The sequence below is a fragment of the Sphingobium baderi genome, from assembly GCF_001456115.1.
Lineage (GTDB): Bacteria > Pseudomonadota > Alphaproteobacteria > Sphingomonadales > Sphingomonadaceae > Sphingobium > Sphingobium baderi_A.
Window position 1 is genome coordinate 1,760,592 of sequence record NZ_CP013264.1, and the last position, 18,917, is coordinate 1,779,508.

The 18,917-nt window shown below is 61.8% G+C and carries 22 protein-coding genes; 13 read left to right on the plus strand and 9 right to left on the minus strand.

Annotated features, from left to right (window positions below; genetic code table 11):
• Positions 1 to 6: 6 nt before the first annotated feature.
• Both ATN00_RS08815 and ATN00_RS08820 read right to left on the minus strand, forming a co-directional pair.
• Positions 7 to 1,029 (minus strand): hypothetical protein, encoded by a 1,023-nt coding sequence (locus ATN00_RS08815; RefSeq protein WP_062064005.1) that lies wholly within the window; start codon positions 1,027 to 1,029, stop codon positions 7 to 9.
• Entirely contained in the window at positions 1,026 to 1,928 is a 903-nt protein-coding gene (locus tag ATN00_RS08820) for a Rieske (2Fe-2S) protein (protein ID WP_197413702.1), read from the minus strand. The genes ATN00_RS08815 and ATN00_RS08820 overlap by 4 nt, the downstream gene beginning before the upstream one ends.
• Before the next feature lie 131 nt (positions 1,929 to 2,059).
• Here ATN00_RS08820 and ATN00_RS08825 point away from each other — a divergent pair, with 131 nt between their 5' ends.
• The gene (locus ATN00_RS08825) at positions 2,060 to 2,785 is read left to right on the plus strand and encodes a GntR family transcriptional regulator (RefSeq protein WP_062064009.1); all 726 of its coding nucleotides are present in this window, start codon (positions 2,060 to 2,062) and stop codon (positions 2,783 to 2,785) included.
• On the opposite strand, the gene ATN00_RS08830 is transcribed toward ATN00_RS08825, so the two are convergent.
• Positions 2,782 to 3,702, minus strand: a complete 921-nt coding sequence (locus tag ATN00_RS08830; protein ID WP_062064011.1) for an NAD(P)-dependent oxidoreductase — start codon at positions 3,700 to 3,702, stop codon at positions 2,782 to 2,784. The genes ATN00_RS08825 and ATN00_RS08830 overlap by 4 nt on opposite strands.
• Positions 3,703 to 3,751: 49 nt before the next feature.
• On the opposite strand from ATN00_RS08830, the gene ATN00_RS08835 reads away from it, so the two are divergent.
• Positions 3,752 to 4,129 carry a carboxymuconolactone decarboxylase family protein gene (locus tag ATN00_RS08835; RefSeq protein WP_062064013.1) on the plus strand — a complete coding sequence of 126 codons (378 nt, stop codon included), beginning with the start codon at positions 3,752 to 3,754 and terminating at the stop codon, positions 4,127 to 4,129.
• Here ATN00_RS08835 and ATN00_RS08840 read toward each other — a convergent pair.
• Both ATN00_RS08840 and ATN00_RS08845 read right to left on the minus strand, forming a co-directional pair.
• On the minus strand, positions 4,126 to 5,385 hold the full coding sequence (locus tag ATN00_RS08840) for a cytochrome P450 (protein ID WP_062064015.1): 1,260 nt from the start codon (positions 5,383 to 5,385) through the stop codon (positions 4,126 to 4,128). The two genes, ATN00_RS08835 and ATN00_RS08840, sit on opposite strands and share 4 nt — an antisense overlap.
• 28 nt (positions 5,386 to 5,413) lie before the next feature.
• The gene (locus ATN00_RS08845) at positions 5,414 to 5,872 is read right to left on the minus strand and encodes an ester cyclase (RefSeq protein WP_197413703.1); all 459 of its coding nucleotides are present in this window, start codon (positions 5,870 to 5,872) and stop codon (positions 5,414 to 5,416) included.
• Between the two features lie 164 nt (positions 5,873 to 6,036).
• On the opposite strand from ATN00_RS08845, the gene ATN00_RS08850 reads away from it, so the two are divergent.
• The 6 genes from ATN00_RS08850 (at position 6,037) to ATN00_RS08875 (ending at position 12,130) form a co-directional block, all read left to right on the plus strand.
• Positions 6,037 to 7,299: a cytochrome P450 gene (locus tag ATN00_RS08850; RefSeq protein WP_062064019.1), complete on the plus strand. Its 1,263-nt coding sequence runs from the start codon at positions 6,037 to 6,039 to the stop codon at positions 7,297 to 7,299.
• Between the two features lie 73 nt (positions 7,300 to 7,372).
• Positions 7,373 to 9,721, plus strand: a complete 2,349-nt coding sequence (locus ATN00_RS08855; protein WP_082635139.1) for a TonB-dependent receptor — start codon at positions 7,373 to 7,375, stop codon at positions 9,719 to 9,721.
• 20 nt (positions 9,722 to 9,741) lie between these two features.
• Positions 9,742 to 10,506 carry an SDR family NAD(P)-dependent oxidoreductase gene (locus ATN00_RS08860; protein WP_062064023.1) on the plus strand — a complete coding sequence of 255 codons (765 nt, stop codon included), beginning with the start codon at positions 9,742 to 9,744 and terminating at the stop codon, positions 10,504 to 10,506.
• Between the two features lie 24 nt (positions 10,507 to 10,530).
• Positions 10,531 to 10,848, plus strand: a complete 318-nt coding sequence (locus tag ATN00_RS08865) for a 2Fe-2S iron-sulfur cluster-binding protein (protein ID WP_062064025.1) — start codon at positions 10,531 to 10,533, stop codon at positions 10,846 to 10,848.
• 5 nt (positions 10,849 to 10,853) lie between these two features.
• Positions 10,854 to 11,723 (plus strand): SDR family oxidoreductase, encoded by an 870-nt coding sequence (locus tag ATN00_RS08870; RefSeq protein WP_197413705.1) that lies wholly within the window; start codon positions 10,854 to 10,856, stop codon positions 11,721 to 11,723.
• Between the two features lie 11 nt (positions 11,724 to 11,734).
• On the plus strand, positions 11,735 to 12,130 hold the full coding sequence (locus ATN00_RS08875) for a nuclear transport factor 2-like protein (RefSeq protein WP_062064029.1): 396 nt from the start codon (positions 11,735 to 11,737) through the stop codon (positions 12,128 to 12,130).
• Between the two features lie 23 nt (positions 12,131 to 12,153).
• On the opposite strand, the gene ATN00_RS08880 is transcribed toward ATN00_RS08875, so the two are convergent.
• Genes ATN00_RS08880 through ATN00_RS08890 form a run of 3 tightly spaced genes read right to left on the minus strand, consistent with a single transcriptional unit; the run spans position 12,154 to position 14,261 of the window.
• Positions 12,154 to 12,564: a nuclear transport factor 2 family protein gene (locus ATN00_RS08880; protein ID WP_062064031.1), complete on the minus strand. Its 411-nt coding sequence runs from the start codon at positions 12,562 to 12,564 to the stop codon at positions 12,154 to 12,156.
• Complete coding sequence (locus tag ATN00_RS08885) at positions 12,554 to 13,153, minus strand: malonic semialdehyde reductase (RefSeq protein ID WP_257720661.1); 600 nt, start codon at positions 13,151 to 13,153, stop codon at positions 12,554 to 12,556. Before ATN00_RS08885 ends, ATN00_RS08880 begins: the two co-directional genes overlap by 11 nt.
• 25 nt (positions 13,154 to 13,178) lie before the next feature.
• Complete coding sequence (locus ATN00_RS08890) at positions 13,179 to 14,261, minus strand: phosphotransferase family protein (protein ID WP_082635141.1); 1,083 nt, start codon at positions 14,259 to 14,261, stop codon at positions 13,179 to 13,181.
• 117 nt (positions 14,262 to 14,378) lie between these two features.
• On the opposite strand from ATN00_RS08890, the gene ATN00_RS08895 reads away from it, so the two are divergent.
• From ATN00_RS08895 to ATN00_RS08910, 4 genes are all read left to right on the plus strand, one after another.
• Positions 14,379 to 15,488, plus strand: a complete 1,110-nt coding sequence (locus ATN00_RS08895) for a TIGR03857 family LLM class F420-dependent oxidoreductase (RefSeq protein WP_062064035.1) — start codon at positions 14,379 to 14,381, stop codon at positions 15,486 to 15,488.
• Entirely contained in the window at positions 15,485 to 16,237 is a 753-nt protein-coding gene (locus ATN00_RS08900) for an SDR family NAD(P)-dependent oxidoreductase (RefSeq protein ID WP_062064037.1), read from the plus strand. Before ATN00_RS08895 ends, ATN00_RS08900 begins: the two co-directional genes overlap by 4 nt.
• A complete protein-coding gene (locus ATN00_RS08905; protein ID WP_062064038.1) occupies positions 16,237 to 17,550 on the plus strand; it encodes an MFS transporter in 1,314 nt (437 codons plus the stop codon). Before ATN00_RS08900 ends, ATN00_RS08905 begins: the two co-directional genes overlap by 1 nt.
• Before the next feature lie 83 nt (positions 17,551 to 17,633).
• The gene (locus ATN00_RS08910; protein WP_257720663.1) at positions 17,634 to 17,843 is read left to right on the plus strand and encodes a helix-turn-helix domain-containing protein; all 210 of its coding nucleotides are present in this window, start codon (positions 17,634 to 17,636) and stop codon (positions 17,841 to 17,843) included.
• Between the two features lie 70 nt (positions 17,844 to 17,913).
• Here the strand turns inward: ATN00_RS08910 and ATN00_RS08915 are convergent, their stop codons facing one another.
• Positions 17,914 to 18,222: a DUF4917 family protein gene (locus ATN00_RS08915; RefSeq protein WP_062064040.1), complete on the minus strand. Its 309-nt coding sequence runs from the start codon at positions 18,220 to 18,222 to the stop codon at positions 17,914 to 17,916.
• Between the two features lie 416 nt (positions 18,223 to 18,638).
• Between ATN00_RS08915 and ATN00_RS08920 the strand changes: the two genes are divergently transcribed.
• Positions 18,639 to 18,917 (plus strand): type II toxin-antitoxin system ParD family antitoxin, encoded by a 279-nt coding sequence (locus ATN00_RS08920; RefSeq protein ID WP_062064041.1) that lies wholly within the window; start codon positions 18,639 to 18,641, stop codon positions 18,915 to 18,917.

An 18,917-nucleotide genomic window follows, 5' to 3' on the forward strand; every position in this document is an offset into this window, starting at 1 on the left:
CTCGGTTCAATCCAGGCGCTTGATCTTCAGGACCGACGCGACATCCGCTCCCTCGCGATAGTCGTTCCGGTAGGACATGTCTCCAGCCTCCTGCCGTGCGACCAGTTCACCGTGCAGCTTGCGGTAATGCAGGCCGGCGGCATCGAAGCGTGTGCTGCAATCGCGCCGGGGGGGACGGTTATAGTAGCGTGGGTTCTGCGGATTGAGCACGAACTCATCCTGGCCGGCAATGATCGGCGCGGTCGCCGGCCAGGCATGCCGAAATTGCATATTGTCGGTCTGCTCGATCCCGAACGCGAAGTTCGCGCGGGTCAGCGTCCGCGATTCCGGTGTGTTCGATTGCATTAGCGGAATCGACGGGGCCGTCGAATAATGGGAGTGCAGGAAGCATACACCGCTGCGGATGAAGATGTGCGTGAACACCGTCTGATCCTGAAGCTTTTCCTCCACGCCGAGCACCTCCCGCTGAAAGCGTGACGTCAGCCGACCCTTGACGGTACGGATCATCGTCACCGTTTCCGATGTCGATTGGAAGGTGATCGCATCCTCCTCCGCATGTTCTGCGGCACCCGTCATGCTGCCATGCACGAAATCGATGTGGGTGAGATCCAGGATATTCTCCAGCACCAACTCATAGGTGCAATGGAAGAAGTTCACGCCCCGCGCATGGGCAGGTTGCGATCGGTTGCGCCATAGGAAGGGAATTTCGGGGATGAGCGTCGGGTCGGCGTTGTGGCTATCGCCGTACCAGACCCAGACATGCCCGTAGAGCTCGTGGACCGCATGCACCGTCACCGGGCCTGCAGTAGGATCGGACGGATGCCGGCTTTCGGCGTGCCAGCCATCGTCGCCCAGCCAGATATAATAAGGCGTCGAATGAACCATCCGCATGATCGGCCCACGCCGGGCGTCCGGCACATGCGCGACCGGGAACCAAGCGTCTCGGAGAATGAAATCGCCCGGCCGCCAATCCGCCGAGGGCGAAGTGATGGCCTGGGTGCGGGCGGCCGCCTGTTCCAGAACATTCATGCGAATTCTCCTTCTCCGGTGGGTGCGAACGACGCGCTGCACAGCCTTGAACAATAATCCTTGGCCTTCATGACCGCATGAGGATCGATCCTGTCCCTGGCCGTGATCCGAAGCAATCCGCGCTGCGTCGCCGTCCCCGTACCGCGCCACTTCACCGCAGTCAGTGCCCGCTCGACCGGGCGGGCGATAAGCATCGTTTCGGACAGCAGCTTACGCGAATTGTCCAGAAGCTGCAGCTTTGATTGACGACCATCCCGACGGACATTGAGGACGAGGGAATAGGGGAAATCGGAAATGACCCGACCGGATCGCGCGGTGGCGCGCGATGCCACGCCATATTCGACACATATGCTTTTGGCGTCCAGGATCGGATCGCCGAAGCGATGATCGTCCCGCGAGGCAAGGCCATTGATGTCGAGAATCGCGCCGGGCGCATCGAGAAGGAGGTCGATAAACTCGCGGAACGGATAGGCGATCAGGCGTTCGCCGAACCACTCCGCCGCCATCGGGGACATGGCGAGCGAGAGCGGTGGCGCCGTAGGCTCCAGGCCGCCCGTCCACAGCTGAAGGAAGCCGTCCTGTTCATGAACGGCATAGCCTGTCACCCGATAGCTGCGCGGGACCTTCTCGTCCGCCGACAGGTTCGGAATGACCTTGCACGCACCGCTGCCGTCATAGCGCCAGCCATGATAGGGGCATTCAATCAAACCCGTATTGGTGATGCATCCGAGCGAAAGCGGTGCCCGGCGATGCGCGCAGGCATCCTCCAACGCTCTCGGGACCCCGTGGGCATCACGGAACAGCACATATTCCACGCCATCGCAGTGCACGCCAACGGGTTTGTCCGCCGGCAGAGATTCAGACAATCCGATGACCTGCCACTGATTCTCTTTCGACATCCCTATCGAATTCTCCTGATATTGCCTGTTTTCCAGCATAAAATTGGCTTTGCCAGCACGCCAAGCGTATTGTCAACGATTATCGATATTTTGGTCTGGACTGATGCGTGCACACCTCTATAAGCGTAGCCATGAAGCCTGCGAGAAGCATAACAGAGCAGATTTACCGGCAGCTGAAGCTGGAGTTGCTACAATGTCGACTCAAGCCCGGAGAGCGTCTGCGGACGAACGAACTGAGTGCGCGGTTCGGCGTCAGTCTTTCGGGTATTCGGGAGGCGCTGTCGCGGCTGAGTGCGGACGGACTGGTCGAGACCGATCCGCAGCGCGGCTTCCGTGCTGCGCCGCTGTCACGGCAGGATCTGCTTGCCCTCACCGAGGCGGCGATTGCCATCGACAGCATATGCATTCGCCAGTCGCTAAAACAGGGAAACAAAAGCTGGGAGCAGCGACTCATCAAGGCGCGTGACAAAGTTCTCTCCAGCGTCGTGATGTCGGATGCCGGCGGCCGGCTCAACATGCAGTTCATGGCGGACCATCATGACTTTCATCAGGCGCTCGTAGCAGCGTGCGACAATCGCTGGTTGCTCAAGATGCGCGATACCTGCAATCTGCAGGCGGAGCGCTATCGCCAGCTCTGCGTGCCGCGAAGCCCTTCGCTCGACCAGATTAACGCCGGTTATAGGGAAATCACCGAAGCGGCGATCGCGCGGGACGGCGATCGCGCTTCCGAGCTCATGGCCGTTCAGTTCGAACGCAACGCGCAGCGTTTTCTGGATGCGCTGGAAGATATGGACAGCCTCGTCTTCTGGAGCGATCACGACGAACGGGGTGCGGACGAGACCGTAAACGCTTTTTAGGCGTCGCCGGAATGCCTCTCGCCATTTCGAACCTCGACACCGGCTTGTTCTTCCACAACCCGGATGAGTGCAGATACGTCGTCCTCGGCCATGCCCGCCTGAACCGCCTTCTCCCAAAGCTGGGCCGCACCGATCAGGGTCGGAGCCGCGTCGAGCGGAAAGTCGACCGTCGCGGCCGCCTCGACTGCCAATTGGACGTCCTTGTGCAGAAGGCCGAGCCTGGGGCCGCTGTCGAACCGCCCGCTCAGAATGGCGGACGCCCGCCGATCGACAAGTGCCATGCTTCGGGCGCTGCCCGCGTTGAGGACATCGATCATGACCTTGGCATCAAGACCCAGTCGGGTGCCCATGACCAATGCTTCGAAAGCGCTGGCCATATTGGCGGCGGCAACCACATTGTTGACGAGCTTCATCAATTGGGCCTGACCGGGTTGGTCGCCGATATCGAAGATCGACGTGGAAAGTCGTTCCAGCACCGGTCGTACGGCGATACGCGCTTCGGCGCGCGCCGCGAGCATGATCGCCAGCGCGCCCTGACGTGCGACCGGCGCACCGCCCGAGACGGCCGCATCGATGAATTCTACTCCTTGCGTAGCCATGATCCCCGCGATCTCCCTGGCCGCATCAGGTCCGATCGTGGACGTCTCGATATAATGGTGAACCCGCGATCCCGCGGCGACCTCGGCCGCAACGCTGCGGCTGACCTTGACGGTTGGCAGGCTGGCGATCACGACAGCGGCGCCATCGGCGACCTCTCGGGCGGAAGAGGTGGTACGCGCGCCACGTTCTTCCAGCCGTTGCATGGCCAGGGGATCAAGGTCGTGCACAAGCAGCGGCGTGCCGACATCCAGCAGGCGGTCGCCTATTGCGGCACCCATGTTGCCAAGGCCGAGCAGGCCGATCGCGGTTTCACTCATCCATCAGTCTCCTCGACACTCATCTTATTGCTTCAGGAAAGGGCATCCCATGTCGGATAAAGGCGAAAGCGGCCGCGCGGTTCTGGCGGAGGTCATGGGCCAGGCCTATGTCGACGCGCGTCAGGCATCGATCACGGACTTCAACCGGCCGTTGCGGACGTTCATCGACGAGAACTGCTTCGGCGATGTCTGGACGCGCCCCGGCCTTGAACGGAAAACGCGAAGCCTGATCCTCATTTCCACGCTGATTGCCCTCAATCGTCCGACGCAGGTGGAGGCGCACGTCCAGTCGGCCATCAACAACGGCGCGACCGTCGGCGAGATACAGGAGGTCCTGTACCAGACCATCGCCTATTGCGGACTGCCGGCGGCGGCGGACGGCTTTCGTGTTGCGGAGGCGGTGCTCCGCAAGATGGGAAAGCTTTAGCCTGCCAGCACATGGAGGGGGCGCCAGGACCGCATCAGGAAGCCGCTGAACGCGGGAGCCGGACGGCTCGGATCCAGGCGCATCGCCGGAAAGCGGACCAGCATCTTCGACACGGCGCTGGCGATCTCGGCACGGGCGAGATGGGCGCCAAGGCATGTACGCGGCCCATAAGCGAATGCTAGATGATCGTGGGGCCTGGCGCGTTCCAGATCGACGGCATGCGGGCATCCATAGTGCCTCGGATCGCGATTGGCGCCGATGATAGCCACGGTAAGCATGTCGCCCTGTGCGATGGACTTGCCATTCAACTCGGTCGAGGCGCTGGCGCGACGCGGACGGAACTGAATGCTGCCGTTCAGCCGGAGCACCTCTTCCACGAACCGGTCGAGATAGCGACTGCCTTCGTCGCGCACCTGCGCCATCAGGCTGTCGTCGGTCAGCAGCATGTGGAAGGCATTGCTTATTGCGTGCGTCGTCGTGTCTACGCCGGCGAAGAGAAGGCGGCGGCAGGCGTCGAGTGTGTCCAGTTCGTTCCAGTCGTCAAATACCCGATGGCCGCCGCGCCAGAGCTGGCTGATGAAATCCGAGCCTTCTCCGTTCTTGCGTTCCGATACGAGGGGTTTGAGAATGTCGTTCAGTTCTTCGGCGGCGGCGATGGCCTCGTCGGCCACGCGGCGCGCTTCGGCCGACGCCTCTCCCTCAAGCTGCAGCGCATTGGCGACGCTTGCGAACCGGCCGATGGCGTCATTGAGGGCCTTTACATGATCCAGATATGCGTGATCGTGCTGCGGAAGGCCAAGCAACTGCGCGAAGATGCCCATGGGGACGCGTTCGGCGAAATCCTCGACGAGGTCGAAGGCCGGTCGATCTTCCAGGCCTTTGATCAGATGGTCTATCCAGGGATCGACAAGATCCTTGCGATACTCCCGGACGACCTTGGGCGACAGCAACTCCACCAGCCACCACTTATGGAAGGCACGGTGCCTCTCGCCCTTCAGGAACATGGAGGACCGCGGGTTATCGGAGCGGATCTTCATGTAATCACCGCCGGCTTTCATCGACATATAGGGGTGCTGGAACAGTTCATCGTCCTTCAGCACTTCCTGGGCGAGATTGTAATTCGCCACGATCCAGCTTCTCATGCGGTCGTCCCAGGCAATCCCGCCCATGGATTGGACCTCCTCGTAAAAGTCGAAGGGCGGCTTATCCGCGGTATCCCAATAGGACGATTCCAGGGTGATGCTTTCGGCTGTCATGACTTTGTCCTTGGGGGCCTGTTGATGCTTATCGGTTATAAGCGGCGGTGGGCTTCAGCTTGGCGTCGAGCACGCCCAACTGAACGAACTTGCCGAGAACGTCGGCGATGCTGAAGATCTTGACGATCTTCCCGTCACGAAAGCTGATGATCGAGAACCATTCGATGTCGAATGTGCGGCCGCTGGCATCGAGGCCCATATACTGACCGTCGCTGTGGGTTCCGATCTGACGGCAGAGCGCCCACACGTCGTCGCCGTCCGCCGTCATCCGCACCACCGAATAATGCGATGGCTGGAACGTCCTGTAGCTCGCCACCGGTGACTGCTTCCAGGCTGCGTAGCCGGTAAGGTCTGGACGGGACGGGTTGCTGTATTCGAAATCGGGATGGAAGAACGCGTCCATGGCATCGAAATCGCCGCGATTAAGTACCTCCTGAAGGTCTTTCCACGCCTGCATATGCCTTTGTGCCTTGGACTCGTCGGTCATCACTGCTCTCTCCCGGTCTGGTTGACGCAGGCTGCCAGCAAGCCGCCTGCACGGTGCAGTCTTAGGGATGCGCGTGAACAATTGCACGAAAAATCGACAATCGATTGACAGCCTCTTTTCGCTGGGGCACTCAGGGCGAAATATATGAGATTGAGGAGGGCGCATTGACGCAAACCCTGGTGCAGGACGGACTGGAACGCATAGAAGACGTCCTTTCGGCCAAGCCCTTTTTCCCGCTGGACCTCACCGATGATGGCCTGAGGCAGGTGGCTTTGCGTGATTATGTTCCCGGTTGGGCCACGAGCGCGCCGTTCTACGTGCGCCGCAACGGCATCGCGGGGGTGCTTTGCACGCGCGCCGCCGACGTGCGTTCTGTCTACATGGACACCGACCGTTTTGTCATGAAGTCGCCCGGCCTGCCCGGCTATGAGGTGTTCGACGTGTTCGGCGGGCTGGAAAGTGTGTTGCAGATGGACGGGGACCGCCATTCCCGCGTGCGGCGCCTGATGAATCCTGCATTCTCTCCCGTTGGGCTGACCAATATCCGTCCGGCGATGCAGAAGATCGTAACGGAAAGCCTGGACGCCATCGCGGCACGCGCGCCGGCCTTCGACGCCATGGCCGATTTCTGCAACACGCTCATCATGCGGACGCTGCTTGATGCGACGTTCAATCTGACGCGAGAGCAGCAGGCTGCATTCGAGCGGATGCACAACAGCATCGCGATGGCGACCCAGTTTCGGCCGGGGGAGGCGCGACCGCAGGAATTCACGGACGCCGTCATCGCCGTCCGTACGGTGATTGCCGAGGTCATCGAGGAGCGTCGGCGCACGCCGGGCAATGATTTCATCAGCAGCCTCATTACGGCCCGCGACGAGGGCAGCAAGCTCAGTGATGAGGAGCTTTATGGTCAGATCAACACGATATGTGGTGCTGCCATCGGTTCGACGGCGGGGGCGCTGGGTGCAGTACTGTATGTTCTGGGCAAGAACCCGGCGGAATTCGACAAGCTCAAGCGCAATCCCGAGATGATTGCGGTCTCCTTGGACGAATGTACCCGCATCCACGGGCCTGGCCTGTTCTCGTTCACGCGCTTTGCAACCGCTGACACCGAAGTGGGTGGCACGCAAATCCTCAAGGACATGCCCGTATTCGTGTCGCCCCAGGCGGCAAATTACGATCCGGAAGAATATGATGATCCCGGACGGCTCGACTTATCGCGCAAGCCGAAATCGATCATGTCCTTCGGCACCGGGCCCCATCATTGCATCGGCGTCAGAATGGCAAAGATGGCGATGCAAATGGGTTTGGCCGGCTTGATCGAGCGCTTTCCCGGCCTGCGTCTTTCCGACCCGGATTTTACGCCGGTCTATTCGGGCAGCGTCGGGACAATGTCGATCGTCAGCCTGCCGATGCTGACCCACTGAACGCGGCCTTACCGGCCTTTCGGCAACTGCGGATGATCCGCCAAAAGTAACAAATATTCTGGGAGGGGAAATTATGTCCAAGGAAAAATCACGTCGTCTGTCCATGGCAAGCGCCGTTGCGGTGATTTTCATACTCGCTGGCGGTGGATCGGCGATCGCGCAGGATCAGGCGGCCGCGGCCGCCAGCCCGGATGATCAGGGCGGCGCCTTGAGCGACATCGTCGTTACCGCCCGCAAGGTCTCGGAGAACCTCCAGACCGTCCCCGTCGCCATTACCGCGTTTTCCGGGGAGGCGTTGAAGAATGCAGGCATCAACAATGTCTTCGACATCCAGGGCAAGGTGCCCAATCTTTACCTGCAAAACAGCGCGATCGACGCGGCCGGCCTGACGATCGCCATGCGCGGGCAGAAGCAGAACGATTTCATCCTGACGGTCGATCCGTCCGTAGGCCTCTATGTCGATGGGTTCTACCATCCGCGCACTTATGGAATGCGTAGTGCGATGGTCGATGTCGAACGTCTGGAAGTCCTGCGCGGGCCCCAAGGGACGTTATATGGCCGCAACACGACGGGCGGCGCACTCAGCATATATTCCGCGCAGCCCACAGATGAACTGGGTGCCTCGATCGCCGTGAAGGGCGGTGACCACGGTTCCTTTGAGGGAACGGCGATCGCCAATATTCCGCTCAGCGACAATGTCTCGACCCGCTTCGTCGTGCAGCATGGGGAGCAGGACGGCCTCGGCAGTGACGGCCTGAGCAATGATGTCGCATCGGAAAACCGGACCTATGTGCGCGGCAAGATCAAGGCGGACATGGGGAGCATCCATGCCACCGTCACCGGGGTCTATTCGCGGGTGAATACCGGCGGCGCGTTGCTCAAGCTCGGCGGCCTCGCTCCGGCCTCCTCGTGCCCCACTCGCGGCCTGGACGGATGTATCGCGACTTATCAGGTCGTGGCCGAACTCTATGGCCTGGCAGGTCTGGCCAATCCGGCGCAGCGTGCCGCCGGCGAAGCGGCGCTGGAATCCTATCTAGGCGGCAGCGGCCGCAAAAGCGGGAGCCTGTACAAAGCATTTTCCACGTTCGAATCCCAGGAGGTCAATCTCGATCTCTCGGCAGACCTGAACGATACCCTGACCGTGCGGTCCCTGACCGGCTATCAGCATTTCACGCGGGGCAACAACACCGACGACGACGGCACGCCCTTCACGATCCTCAATGCCGAACAGCGCACGCGTGAGAAATATTTCAGCCAGGAATTGCAACTGCTGGGCGACATGAATTCGCTCCAGTGGGTGCTGGGCGCTTATTACGGACGTGAGAGCGGCAGCGAGGTTTCCACTTCCGTCGCCATTCCGCTGCTCAATCCTATGGCGCTGGTCACTGACGGAACGATCGTCAACCGATCGCTGGCGGCGTTCGCGCAAGCGACGTGGACCTTCGCGCCGGAAACCCGGCTGACGGGCGGCATCCGCTATTCCAGCGACCGGCGGATCCTGGTTTCGCGTACCCACGACAGCACCGGCGCGTGCGTGGTCCCGGCTGGCGCACTCACCGGAGCGCCGGGCAACCCGGCCAATGGTCCTTCGCAATGCCCCCGGACCTTCTCCAACGACTTCTCCGACCCGTCCTGGCTGATCTCGATCGATCATCGCTTTTCCCCCGAACTCTTCGCCTATGCCAAGGTCGCAAGGGGGTATCGCACCGGGGGACAAAATCTGCGCGGCAGCTATGTCGATACGGCCTTCCAGCCGTTCGAGCCGGAGACGGTCACCGAATATGAGGCGGGCATAAAGGCGGATCTGCTGGACAGGCACCTGCGTGTGAACCTGGCCGCCTTCTACGACGACTACAAGAATATCCAGCGATCGGTGACCGTGCTCACTCTTCGGCCCTCGCCCTCGACCATCGTCACCAACGCGGCGAGCGGACGGATAAAGGGTGTCGAAGCCGAGGTTGAGGCGAAGCTGAACCCGGTCTTCAGCTTCGGCGGAAACGCGAGCTACACCGGCGCCAAGTACAAGAAGTTCATCGACGTCATCGGTGATCGCAGCGATGAAACCTTCGGCGTGCCCAAGTGGATGGCGTCGGTCCATGGCCAGATTGACCTGCCGACTTCCATGGGCGCCCTGAATGCCCAGCTCAGCTATGACTGGCAGAGCAAGACCGTTCTGGCGCCGGAGGCGCAGTTCGACGACCAGGTCACGCAAAAGGCTTATGGCTTGCTGAATGGCCGCGTGGCGCTGGACCTCGACTCGGTCAACGGCACGGTGGCAATCTATGGCCGCAACATCCTGAATAAATCTTATGCGAGCGGTGCCATTGCCACCGACCGCGCCCTCGGCTTCAATGCCGTGGTCTATGGCGAACCGCGCAGGGTTGGTGTCGAGCTGACGCTGCGCTTCGGCGGAATGCGGTGATAACGGAAGGAGTGGCTGCAATGGACCTGGAGGGAAAGACTGTCCTGGTTATCGGAGCAGGCTTGCTCGGTGGACCGGCGGCGAAGGCTCTGGCGCTTTCGGGCGGCAGCGTCGTGGTTGCCGACATCGACCACGATGCCGCCAGCCGGGTCGCGGGAGAGATATCCGACGCCGGCGGGAAGGCGCTGCCCGTCGTCATCGACCTTAGCGACGAAAAGAGTGTGGAATCCGGAGTCCGGGATGCGGCAGCGTTCACCGGTCGGCTCGACGGTCTTTTCGTAAATTCCTATGATCCGGTTGCTTCCTCGCAGGACAGGAATATCGTCGATATCGATCTTGCCGCCTGGCGGCGGTCCCTTGATGTCAACCTGACCGGCTATCTCCTGGCGATGCGCAATGCACTCCCGTTCCTGCTGGACGCGGGGGGAGGGGGTATTGTCCTCACGTCCTCCTCCGATTCGTTTGATAGTCCGCCGACTCGGGTCGCTTATCCGGTGACGAAATATGCGCTGCATGCGCTGTGCCGGCACGTCGCATCGAATTGGGGCCGGAATGGCATCCGGTGCAATGTCATCGTCCCCGGCCTCGTGCCGCGCCTCCTGCCGGACGGCAGCTTCCCGCCCGAGCGCGTCAACTTTTACGCCCGCTATCAGGCGGAAACCCCGAGCACCCGGCTGGGCCAGCCCCGCGACATCGCTGCCATGGTCAGCTTCCTTCTTTCCAACGAGGCGGAATGGATCAACGGACAGATCATCGGCGTCGACGGCGGCCTTGTGCTGCGCTGATCCGGTCACGCGAGGGAACTGGTCATGGTAACGGTCACTGTGGTGGATCGAAACGGGATTTCCCGGCGCGTCGATCTCCAGGGATCCGACTCCCTGATGCTGGCGCTGCGCGATGAGGCAGGTTTCGAAATCGCCGGAGAGTGTGGCGGCTTCTGCATTTGCGGGACCTGCCATGTCTACATCGCCCGGTCGGAGCAGGCGGCGTTTTCTCCCCCGTCGGAGGAGGAGAGCGAGCTCGCAGCATTCCTGCAGCATTATGGCCCGGACTCGCGCCTGGCTTGTCAGATTCCGCTCGCCTCGGTGCCCGAAGGCCTGACCATTCACATCGCGCCGGAAGAATGATGACCATGGTGGAAACGAAACGGCTGTTCGCGGACGACGACTTCGCTGGGCGCGTGGCCTTCGTCACGGGCGCGGCCAGCGGCATCGGTCATGGCCTTGCCCGCTTGTTGGCCGAGCGGGGGGCACGGCTCGCGATTGCGGATGTGCGCGCCGAAGCGATCGAGGAAACGGCTCACGGTTTGCGCGATACCGGCGCCGAGATCATCGCCCTTCCGCTGGATGTAACGGACAGGCAGGCGGTGGTGGATGCGGCGGATACGGTGGAGAAGTATTTCGGCGCCGTCCATCTGGTGGCCAACAATGCCGGTATCGCACAGGTCGGGACGCCGCTGGATCAGGTCGACGAGGACACCTATCGCTGGATGTTCGAAGTCAACGTCCATGGCATCTCGAATGGCATGGCCGCATTTGCCCCGAAGCTGAAGGCGAACGGGGCAGGCGGGGGCCATATCGTCAACACGTCGTCGATGGCGGGGCTTTTCATGGTGCCGGGCTGGCACATCGGCCTGTATGCGGCCAGCAAGATGGCGGTCATTCCACTGTCTTTCGGTATGCGGCTTGCTCTGTCGCCCTATAATATCGGCGTTTCGGCGGTGTGCCCGGGACGCGTCTGGAGTGATCTGCGGCGCAATTCAGCCTTGCTGGCACCGCATGCCGGGCCGCAGGTATCCAACCTGCCCGACGACATCGACGACAAGGTGATGACACCCGCTCAGGCGGCACGGATCATATTGAGCGGTGTGGTGGCCGATCGTGCCCTGATCCTGACCCACCCGGAGCATGCACGGGAGGTGTCGGACTATCACGCCCTGATCATGGATGAATTTGCCTATTGGTCCACGGCCGTCGATCGCCTGGCCGAGACCCCAAGCTGAAGGAGAACACGATGTCGAACATTGATATGGTTCACAAGTTCATGGACGCGGTAACTGCCCGTGATCTGGATGCGTACCGCGCGCTCTGCGAACCGACCTACACCCTGTGGCACAGCTACAACCAAGTTGACATGGATATCGAGACCTCCGTCAGGGCGCTGCAGATGATGATCCGCGTCATGCCCGAGATCGAATATATCGACCGTGACATCTTCGAGGCGCCGCGCGGCAGCGTGATCGCGCAATATATCTGCCGGGGCAGCACCATATTGGGCGAGGCCGTGGCGTTGCACGTCATGCTCCGGATCTTCTTTTCCGAGCGTGGGCTGGTGCAACGGATCGAGGAGTATGTCGACAGCGGGGAATGCATGGTGATCCGCCGCGCGGGGGAAGCCCAGGCGGCCTGAGGGCTCCTGCCGGTCCCGGGCGTTCAGCTTTGCGAGGTGTCCTTCTCGGGCCCGGTAAGGGGCGCTAGCGCGGCGGGGTTCACATATTCCTCGATGCGATGGATACGGCCGTCAATGCATCGCAGGCGAACCGCCACCGTGACATCCACTCCGATACCGTCCGGGCGCACGCCGTGCAGTGTGTGAAGCGCCAGCGCGCCGTCCGGCAGGGACATGTAGTCCCGCTCCGCATAGACGAATTCCGCCAATGCTTCCCGGAACGCCGCGAGCTTCGGGACCATCTGAGAGAAGGGTTTGTCCAGCCCGTCGTAATTATGCCATATGACGCAGCCGGTGGTTGCGAGGGATGAGACAAGTGCGCTGTCGCCGGCCGAGATTGCGTCGAAGAAACGATGGGCCAGCGTCTCGCCGTCCTGCTCCGTCTCAAAACTCAAGGCAGGCCTCCTCATAGTCGAGCCGTGGATTGCGGGGGAACAGTTCCTCCTGCTTGCCGTAGCCGATATTGCAGAGGAAATTGCTTTTCCAGCGTCCGTCGGGAAAGAACTCCGCATCGGTCGCCGCCCGGTTGAAGCCGGACATCGGGCCGCAGTCGAGGCCCAGGGCTCGCGCCGCCATGATGAAATAGGCACCCTGAAGCGTCGAGCTGCGCGTCGCCGTATCCAGGATGACGTCGTCTCTGCCGACGAACGAGGCTTTCATGTCGCGGGAAGGAAACAGCTTGGGCATCAGCTCGTAGAACGCGCTGTCCCATGCGATGATAACCGTGCAGGGCGCCTGCATGACCTTGTCGACATTGCCGGGCGACAGCAGCGGCTTCAGCCTTTCCTTCGCCGCGGCCGACCGGACGAACGCGAAGCGGCCCGGCGTGCTGTTTGCCGCCGTCGGACCCCATTTCATGAGATCATAGATCGCGTGCAGCGTTTCGTCGGCAACCGGCCGGTCGGTCCAGCCATTGTGGCTGCGTGCCTGCCTGAACAGGCGGTCGAGCATCGGATCATCAGTAGGCAATTGATATTGGGACAAGGTCGATTCCTTGAAAGAGGCAGAATTAGCGGTGAGATGCTGCGGCTACGAACTGTCGGAAATTGTCGCCTGCCTGCGGTTCTGGCAAGCCGAGAAGACGCGCCAGCATGCCCGCGATGGGATTGGACAGGGATGCGTCGTTGTCAGCCGGCAATTTGCCGTTCTGCTTGAGCCGGTCGATCGTGCGCGCGACTACCAGGGACATGCGGACGCCGCCCATGATCTCGAAATAATCCATGGCCCGCAGGGGGCGGCCAAGGCTGGCTTCGACTATGGCGATGCACTGCTCCCTGTCGGGCTTGCCGTCCATGGGCGGATGACCGCTGCTCCGCCGCCGGTCCATGAAGAGCCACCAGCCCAGGTCGACCTCCGCCGGGCCGAGCGCGGCCGCCTCGAAGTCGAGCACGCCCTCGACTGTCAGGTCTGCGTTGAAAAGCATGTTGCCGGGGTTGGAATCGCCCCAGATCAGGCTGACCGGTAGGCCGACGGGGCGGTTCTGTTCAAGATAGGCGATTCCCGCATCTATGATGGCATGCCGGTCACCGCGCAGGACATCGTCGCGCCACGCCCGAAGCCAGCCGAGATATTGGTCGATGCCGGTTTTTCCATATTCCGGGTGGTCGAGGAACGCGCAGCCCTGCCAGTCGAGCCGGCCGATGCGGCCCAGAACGGTGAGGGCATTGGTCCACAGCCGGCTGCGCTCTTCCGGCCGCAGCTCCTTCACCCAGCCGGCCACCAGATAGCTGGGCGATTGCGGAAAGCCGCACCCTTGGATGCGGTCCATCGCCATGAATCGGCGGCCGTTCCCACCGGTTTCGGTGCCGATCACCCGCGGCGCCTGTATGCCGTTCAGGCGAAGGGCGTCGGCGACGGCAGCCTGAGTCGCGATGTCGGTGCCAAGGAATATTTCCATGCCTGGATGCTCGAAGCGCAGCACGACCTCGCGCGGGCCGGTGACGGCCGAGTGCAGCGACGCGATGACGGTCTGGGCGGAGAATCCGTTAGCGCTGGCGGAAATATCGGCGAGTTCCAGGCTGGCATCGTCCAGCCACTCGCGCATACGGGGGAGTGCGGACGCTGCCAGCACATGTCCCTCACGATCTGCCATTCATGCTGCCCTCCAATTATATTCGGCTTGCTATCCGAAAATATCGCTGGACGTCAATAATCGATAATCGTTAGGAAAGTGCCATGCGGGCCTTGGATCCGACGATGGGAGTGAGAGATGGCCGAAAGTGAAGGCTCCGTTCTGAGTTCGCAAGTCCTGAGCGCTTATGTGCTTCCCGGGCGCACGCTCGATCCTGGACGGATAATCCTTGAGGCTCAGGCGGCCCGCGCAGCGGGACTGGGGGGTGTCTGGATATCGGAACGCTTCGCGTTGAAGGAACCCGCCGTATTGTCCGGCATGGTGGCCGCATCGGTTCCCGGCCTGCGCATCGGCGGCACGATGTATGCCCATATGCGTCATCCGGTCGTGACGGCGAGCGTCGCCAACCTGATGCAGGCGCTGACCGGGGACAAGTTCATCCTGGTGCTGGCCCGCGCGGTGCCGGCATACTTCACCGGCTATGACGTGCCGGCGCTGACCTTCGAGCGTCTGCGTGACTATGTTGCTTTGTTCCGGTCCCTGATAGCGGGCGAACGCATTGACTATGAAGGACCCCTCGGCACATTTGCGAATCTGAAGCTGACCGATCGCCACGAGGGTCCGCCGCCGCCGATCATGTTCACCGCCGTCGGTCCGAAGGCGCTCGCCTTTGCCGGTCGACATTGCGACGGCGTGCTCCTGCATCCGCTGCTAACGACCCAGGCGGTCGCGCGATCCGCAGCGATCGTGCGCGACGCTGCGCGGGAGGCCGGCCGCGATCCGGCCGCCGTGCGGGTGGTGGCCAATGTCGTGGTAGCGCCCGATCTGCCCAAGGATGAGGAAGCAGCGGTCATCGGCGGCCGCGCCGTGACCTACCTGCAGTCGAAGGCAATGGGTCCGCTGCTGGCCGGGGTCAACGGCTGGGACATCGGCGCGGTCGAAAATCTGCGATCTCATCCCAGTATCGCCCGATTTGCCGGTCGCAGCATTTCCGAGGAATTGATGCGCAACGAGCTGGTCGAAGCGAGCCAGGCCATTCCCGCCGAATGGCTCGATCAAGGCACCGCTGCGGGTACCGCTGTGCATGTGGCGGGCCGGCTGTGCGAATATCTGGCCGCGGGCGCCGATGAAATACTGCTTCATGGCAGCACACCCGACAGGCTGGGCGGTCTCGTCCCTGCGCTCAGCGAAATGCTGCCCGCCTGTATGGCACAAATGGGACGTGGAATTTCAGGAGAAGTGTCGTGATCGACTTCACCGGCAAGGTCGTACTTGTCACCGGCGCGGCCTCCGGCATTGGACGCAGTTGCGCTCTGACCTTTGCCCGTTATGGCGCCGCAGTTATTGCCGCCGACATGACGGAGGCGGGCGGGCTCGAGACCGTGGCCATGGCGCGGGATCTGGGCGCGGATGCGGCGTTCATCAGTGTCGACGTGTCACGCGCGGCGCAGGTGGATCAGATGGAGGCATTGGCGAGGGAGCGCTTCGGCGGCCTCGATGCAGCAGTGAACGCGGCGGGGATTCCTGGAAGGATGTCGTCGACCCTCGACGTCGACGAGGCGGACCTGGATCACATTTATGCCGTCAATGTGCGCGGCATTTGGCTGAGCATGCGCGCGGAGCTTCGGTTGATGATCGAGCGAGGGGGCGGTTCGATCGTCAACATCTCCTCGGGTGGAGGTCTTCTTGGTGCGCCGGGCCTTCCGGGTTACAGTGCCTCCAAGCATGCGGTCGTTGGGCTGACGAAGACGGCCGCCCTGGAATATGCGTCCGCCAATATTCGTGTGAACGCGGTATGCCCGGGCGGTGTGCGGACGCCGATGATGGAAATCGCCATACAGGACCCGGAGCGTGCTGCGCGCATCATGCGCGGACCGATGGGCCGTCTGGCGGAACCACAGGAGATCGCCGACGCCGCCGCCTGGCTCTGCTCCGACCGTGCCTCCTTCGTCACCGGCGTTCCGTTGCCGGTCGACGGTGGCATCATGGCCAATTAATGGCCACTTCCTCCATTGACGCGCCGATCGCGGAACAGGGCACGGCTGTTGCCAAGACCGTCAGGCGCACCGTGCCGCTTTTTCTGCTGTGTTATATTATAGCTCAGGCCGACAAGCAGGCATTCGGCCTGACGGTCGCGGCGATACAGCAAGACATCCATATCACTGACACGCAAATCGGCCTCCTGCAGGGCGCCGTCTTCGCCATTGCCTTCTCGCTCGGCGGCTTGCCAATGGGCTGGCTGGTCGACCGGAGGAATCGGGTCCATATCGCCGCGATCTGCCTCACCATATGGAGCATCGCAACCGCGCTGTCGGGTTTGGCACATAGTTTCGAAGCGTTGGTGATGTGTCGCGGGGTCACCGCCTTTTTCGAGGCTGGATTGGCTCCGGCAGCATTTTCCTTGTTCAGCGACCGGATCGGAGCCGGCCAGGCCGCACGCGCCAGTGCGATCTATATGCTCGCACCGTTCCTGGGGGCTGGCGTCGCAATGATCGGTGGGGCGGGCGTAGGCCAACTCTTGCCACACTGGCCGCTGGCAGCCCAGTTCGGATATGATGGGACATGGCGGCTCATCTTCCTGATGATCGGCGCGCCAGGAGTCCTGCTCGGAGTGCTGCTCCCGCTGTTATTGCGGGATACGCGCCGGCGGGCGCCTGTCCGCCGCGCGGGAGACGCCGCCATACCGGCTTGGGCACCCGTGTTCGGCGCGCTCTTTGCCCGACGTGGTTTCCTGATGAGCTATCAGCTCGGCATGGCGATGTTCGTGGCGTTTCTATCGATCTACGTCGCATGGTTCCCAACCTATCTCATTCGTGGCTTCGACTTGGGACTGGCGGGGACCGGGGCGATGGCGGGCGCGACGTACATGATCGGCGGCGTGGCGGGGACCGTCTTCACGATCGCCAGCATGAAGACCAGGAGAGACCTTTCCCAGGTCGTCGGCTGGCTGGCCAGATCCATTGCGTTGCTGGTGCCTATTGCCGTGCTGCTGCCGCTCGTGCCCTGGATTTGGGCGATCATTCCGATCTATGCGGCCTTCGCCTTCCTGACCGCGACCGTGCTTGCCGTGATGATCGTCCCGCTGCAACTGGCGTTGCCGCTCGACATGCAGGGGCGGGCGATCGGTGTGTTCACGCTCATCGTCACCGGCGTCGCGGGAAGCCTGGGGCCTCTGCTCACCGGATGGATTACCCATTCCTGGGGCTTGCAGCTGGGTTCGACGATGTTCGCTTTAGGATCGTTCTGCATCGTCGGCGCCACGCTATTGATGAGAAATGCCACCGTCGCAATGGACCGTACCGTACGGTAAGCTCTGTCTGGAGCACTCACATTGCTATCGTCATCCTCCGCGCATCCGGCGTAACAGCCCAAGCTCCATGCGAAGGCCCGAGCCTGACTGGGCGGCAGGCTGAATGTGTGGCGCTGGTCGCGCGCGGGAAGACCGACTGGGAGATCAGTCAGATCCTCGGCATTGGGCAGGAAACGGCGATCCAGCATGTAAAGGATGCGCGCGACCGCTACGGCGTGACGAAGCGCACACTTTGGGCGATCCGCGCCTTGTTTGATGGACAGATCAGCTTTGCAGATGTTTTCGGCCGATGATCTCCCCAGGACTGGGGATAACCGAAAGGACGCGGGCCTGATCGACTGACCGCCTCACCAAAGGAGGCTGTCATGCATATCGAAATCGGCGCTGCCCGCGCCATGGAAACCGCCTGTTCCGTTCGATGTTCGAGGAACGCAAACGGGTAGTGGCGGCGCTCTCCAGAGTGCGGATGACCGCCTCGAAATCCTTGGTGCCGAGGGCCGCAAATACTGCCTCCACCTCGGGGGCACCGGAAAAATCGGCCTGATCGTAGAGAGAGCCATAGTGGAAAATGTCGCCCCGGCACGCGATGCTGAAGCCGTTGCCCAGCAGCAGGTGCCGCTTCGAGAACTGCTCTGAATCCGCGATCGCCTGTTCGAACGTCAGTAATGCCAAGATTTGCCCCTAGCACCAGTAGCGAGTGCAATTGTCGGTCCCCGGAATGACCATCGCAAAAATTTCCAGTCACTCCGTTGCCATCGGCTGCCGCTGAACGAATGATCTCCTTCGGACGGCGCCTAGAGGTCCGCTCAAGGCTTACATCGCGGCCTCCGCCGGGAAAGCTGAACCGACGGTAGCTTTCAGGGAGGTCGTAGCTCATCTCGAACGGCTGCTGTGTTGGCGGCAGCGGTCATTACAGGATGTCGCCTGGAATGTCCGCATTCCTAGGATCGCTTCCCTGAACCCGACCGTCGCGAAAGTCCCAATCGCAGACATCTCTTCAGCGATGGGGGAGCCGCTTGATGTCGCACGGTTGAACCGGTTGAAAACTCCATCGAGTAGGATTAAATCCTATTTTAGGAGATGTAGCCATGCGATCGACTCAACAATTCAGCGTTACGTTGCCCAACGAGATGGCCGCTCAGGTACGCGCTAGAGTGGCATCGGGTGAATATGCCAGCGAGAGCGAGGTCATTCGCGATGGTCTGCGGGCGCTTCAGGCTCGCGACCGCGCGATTGATAACTGGCTGCGTAATGAAGCGTTGTCCTCCTATGACGCTTATAAGGCCGACCCTCAAAGGGGCGTATCCTTGGATGATGTGAAAGCTGGGCTTGCCGCCCGTCATGAACGCACCGCCAAACGCGGCTGA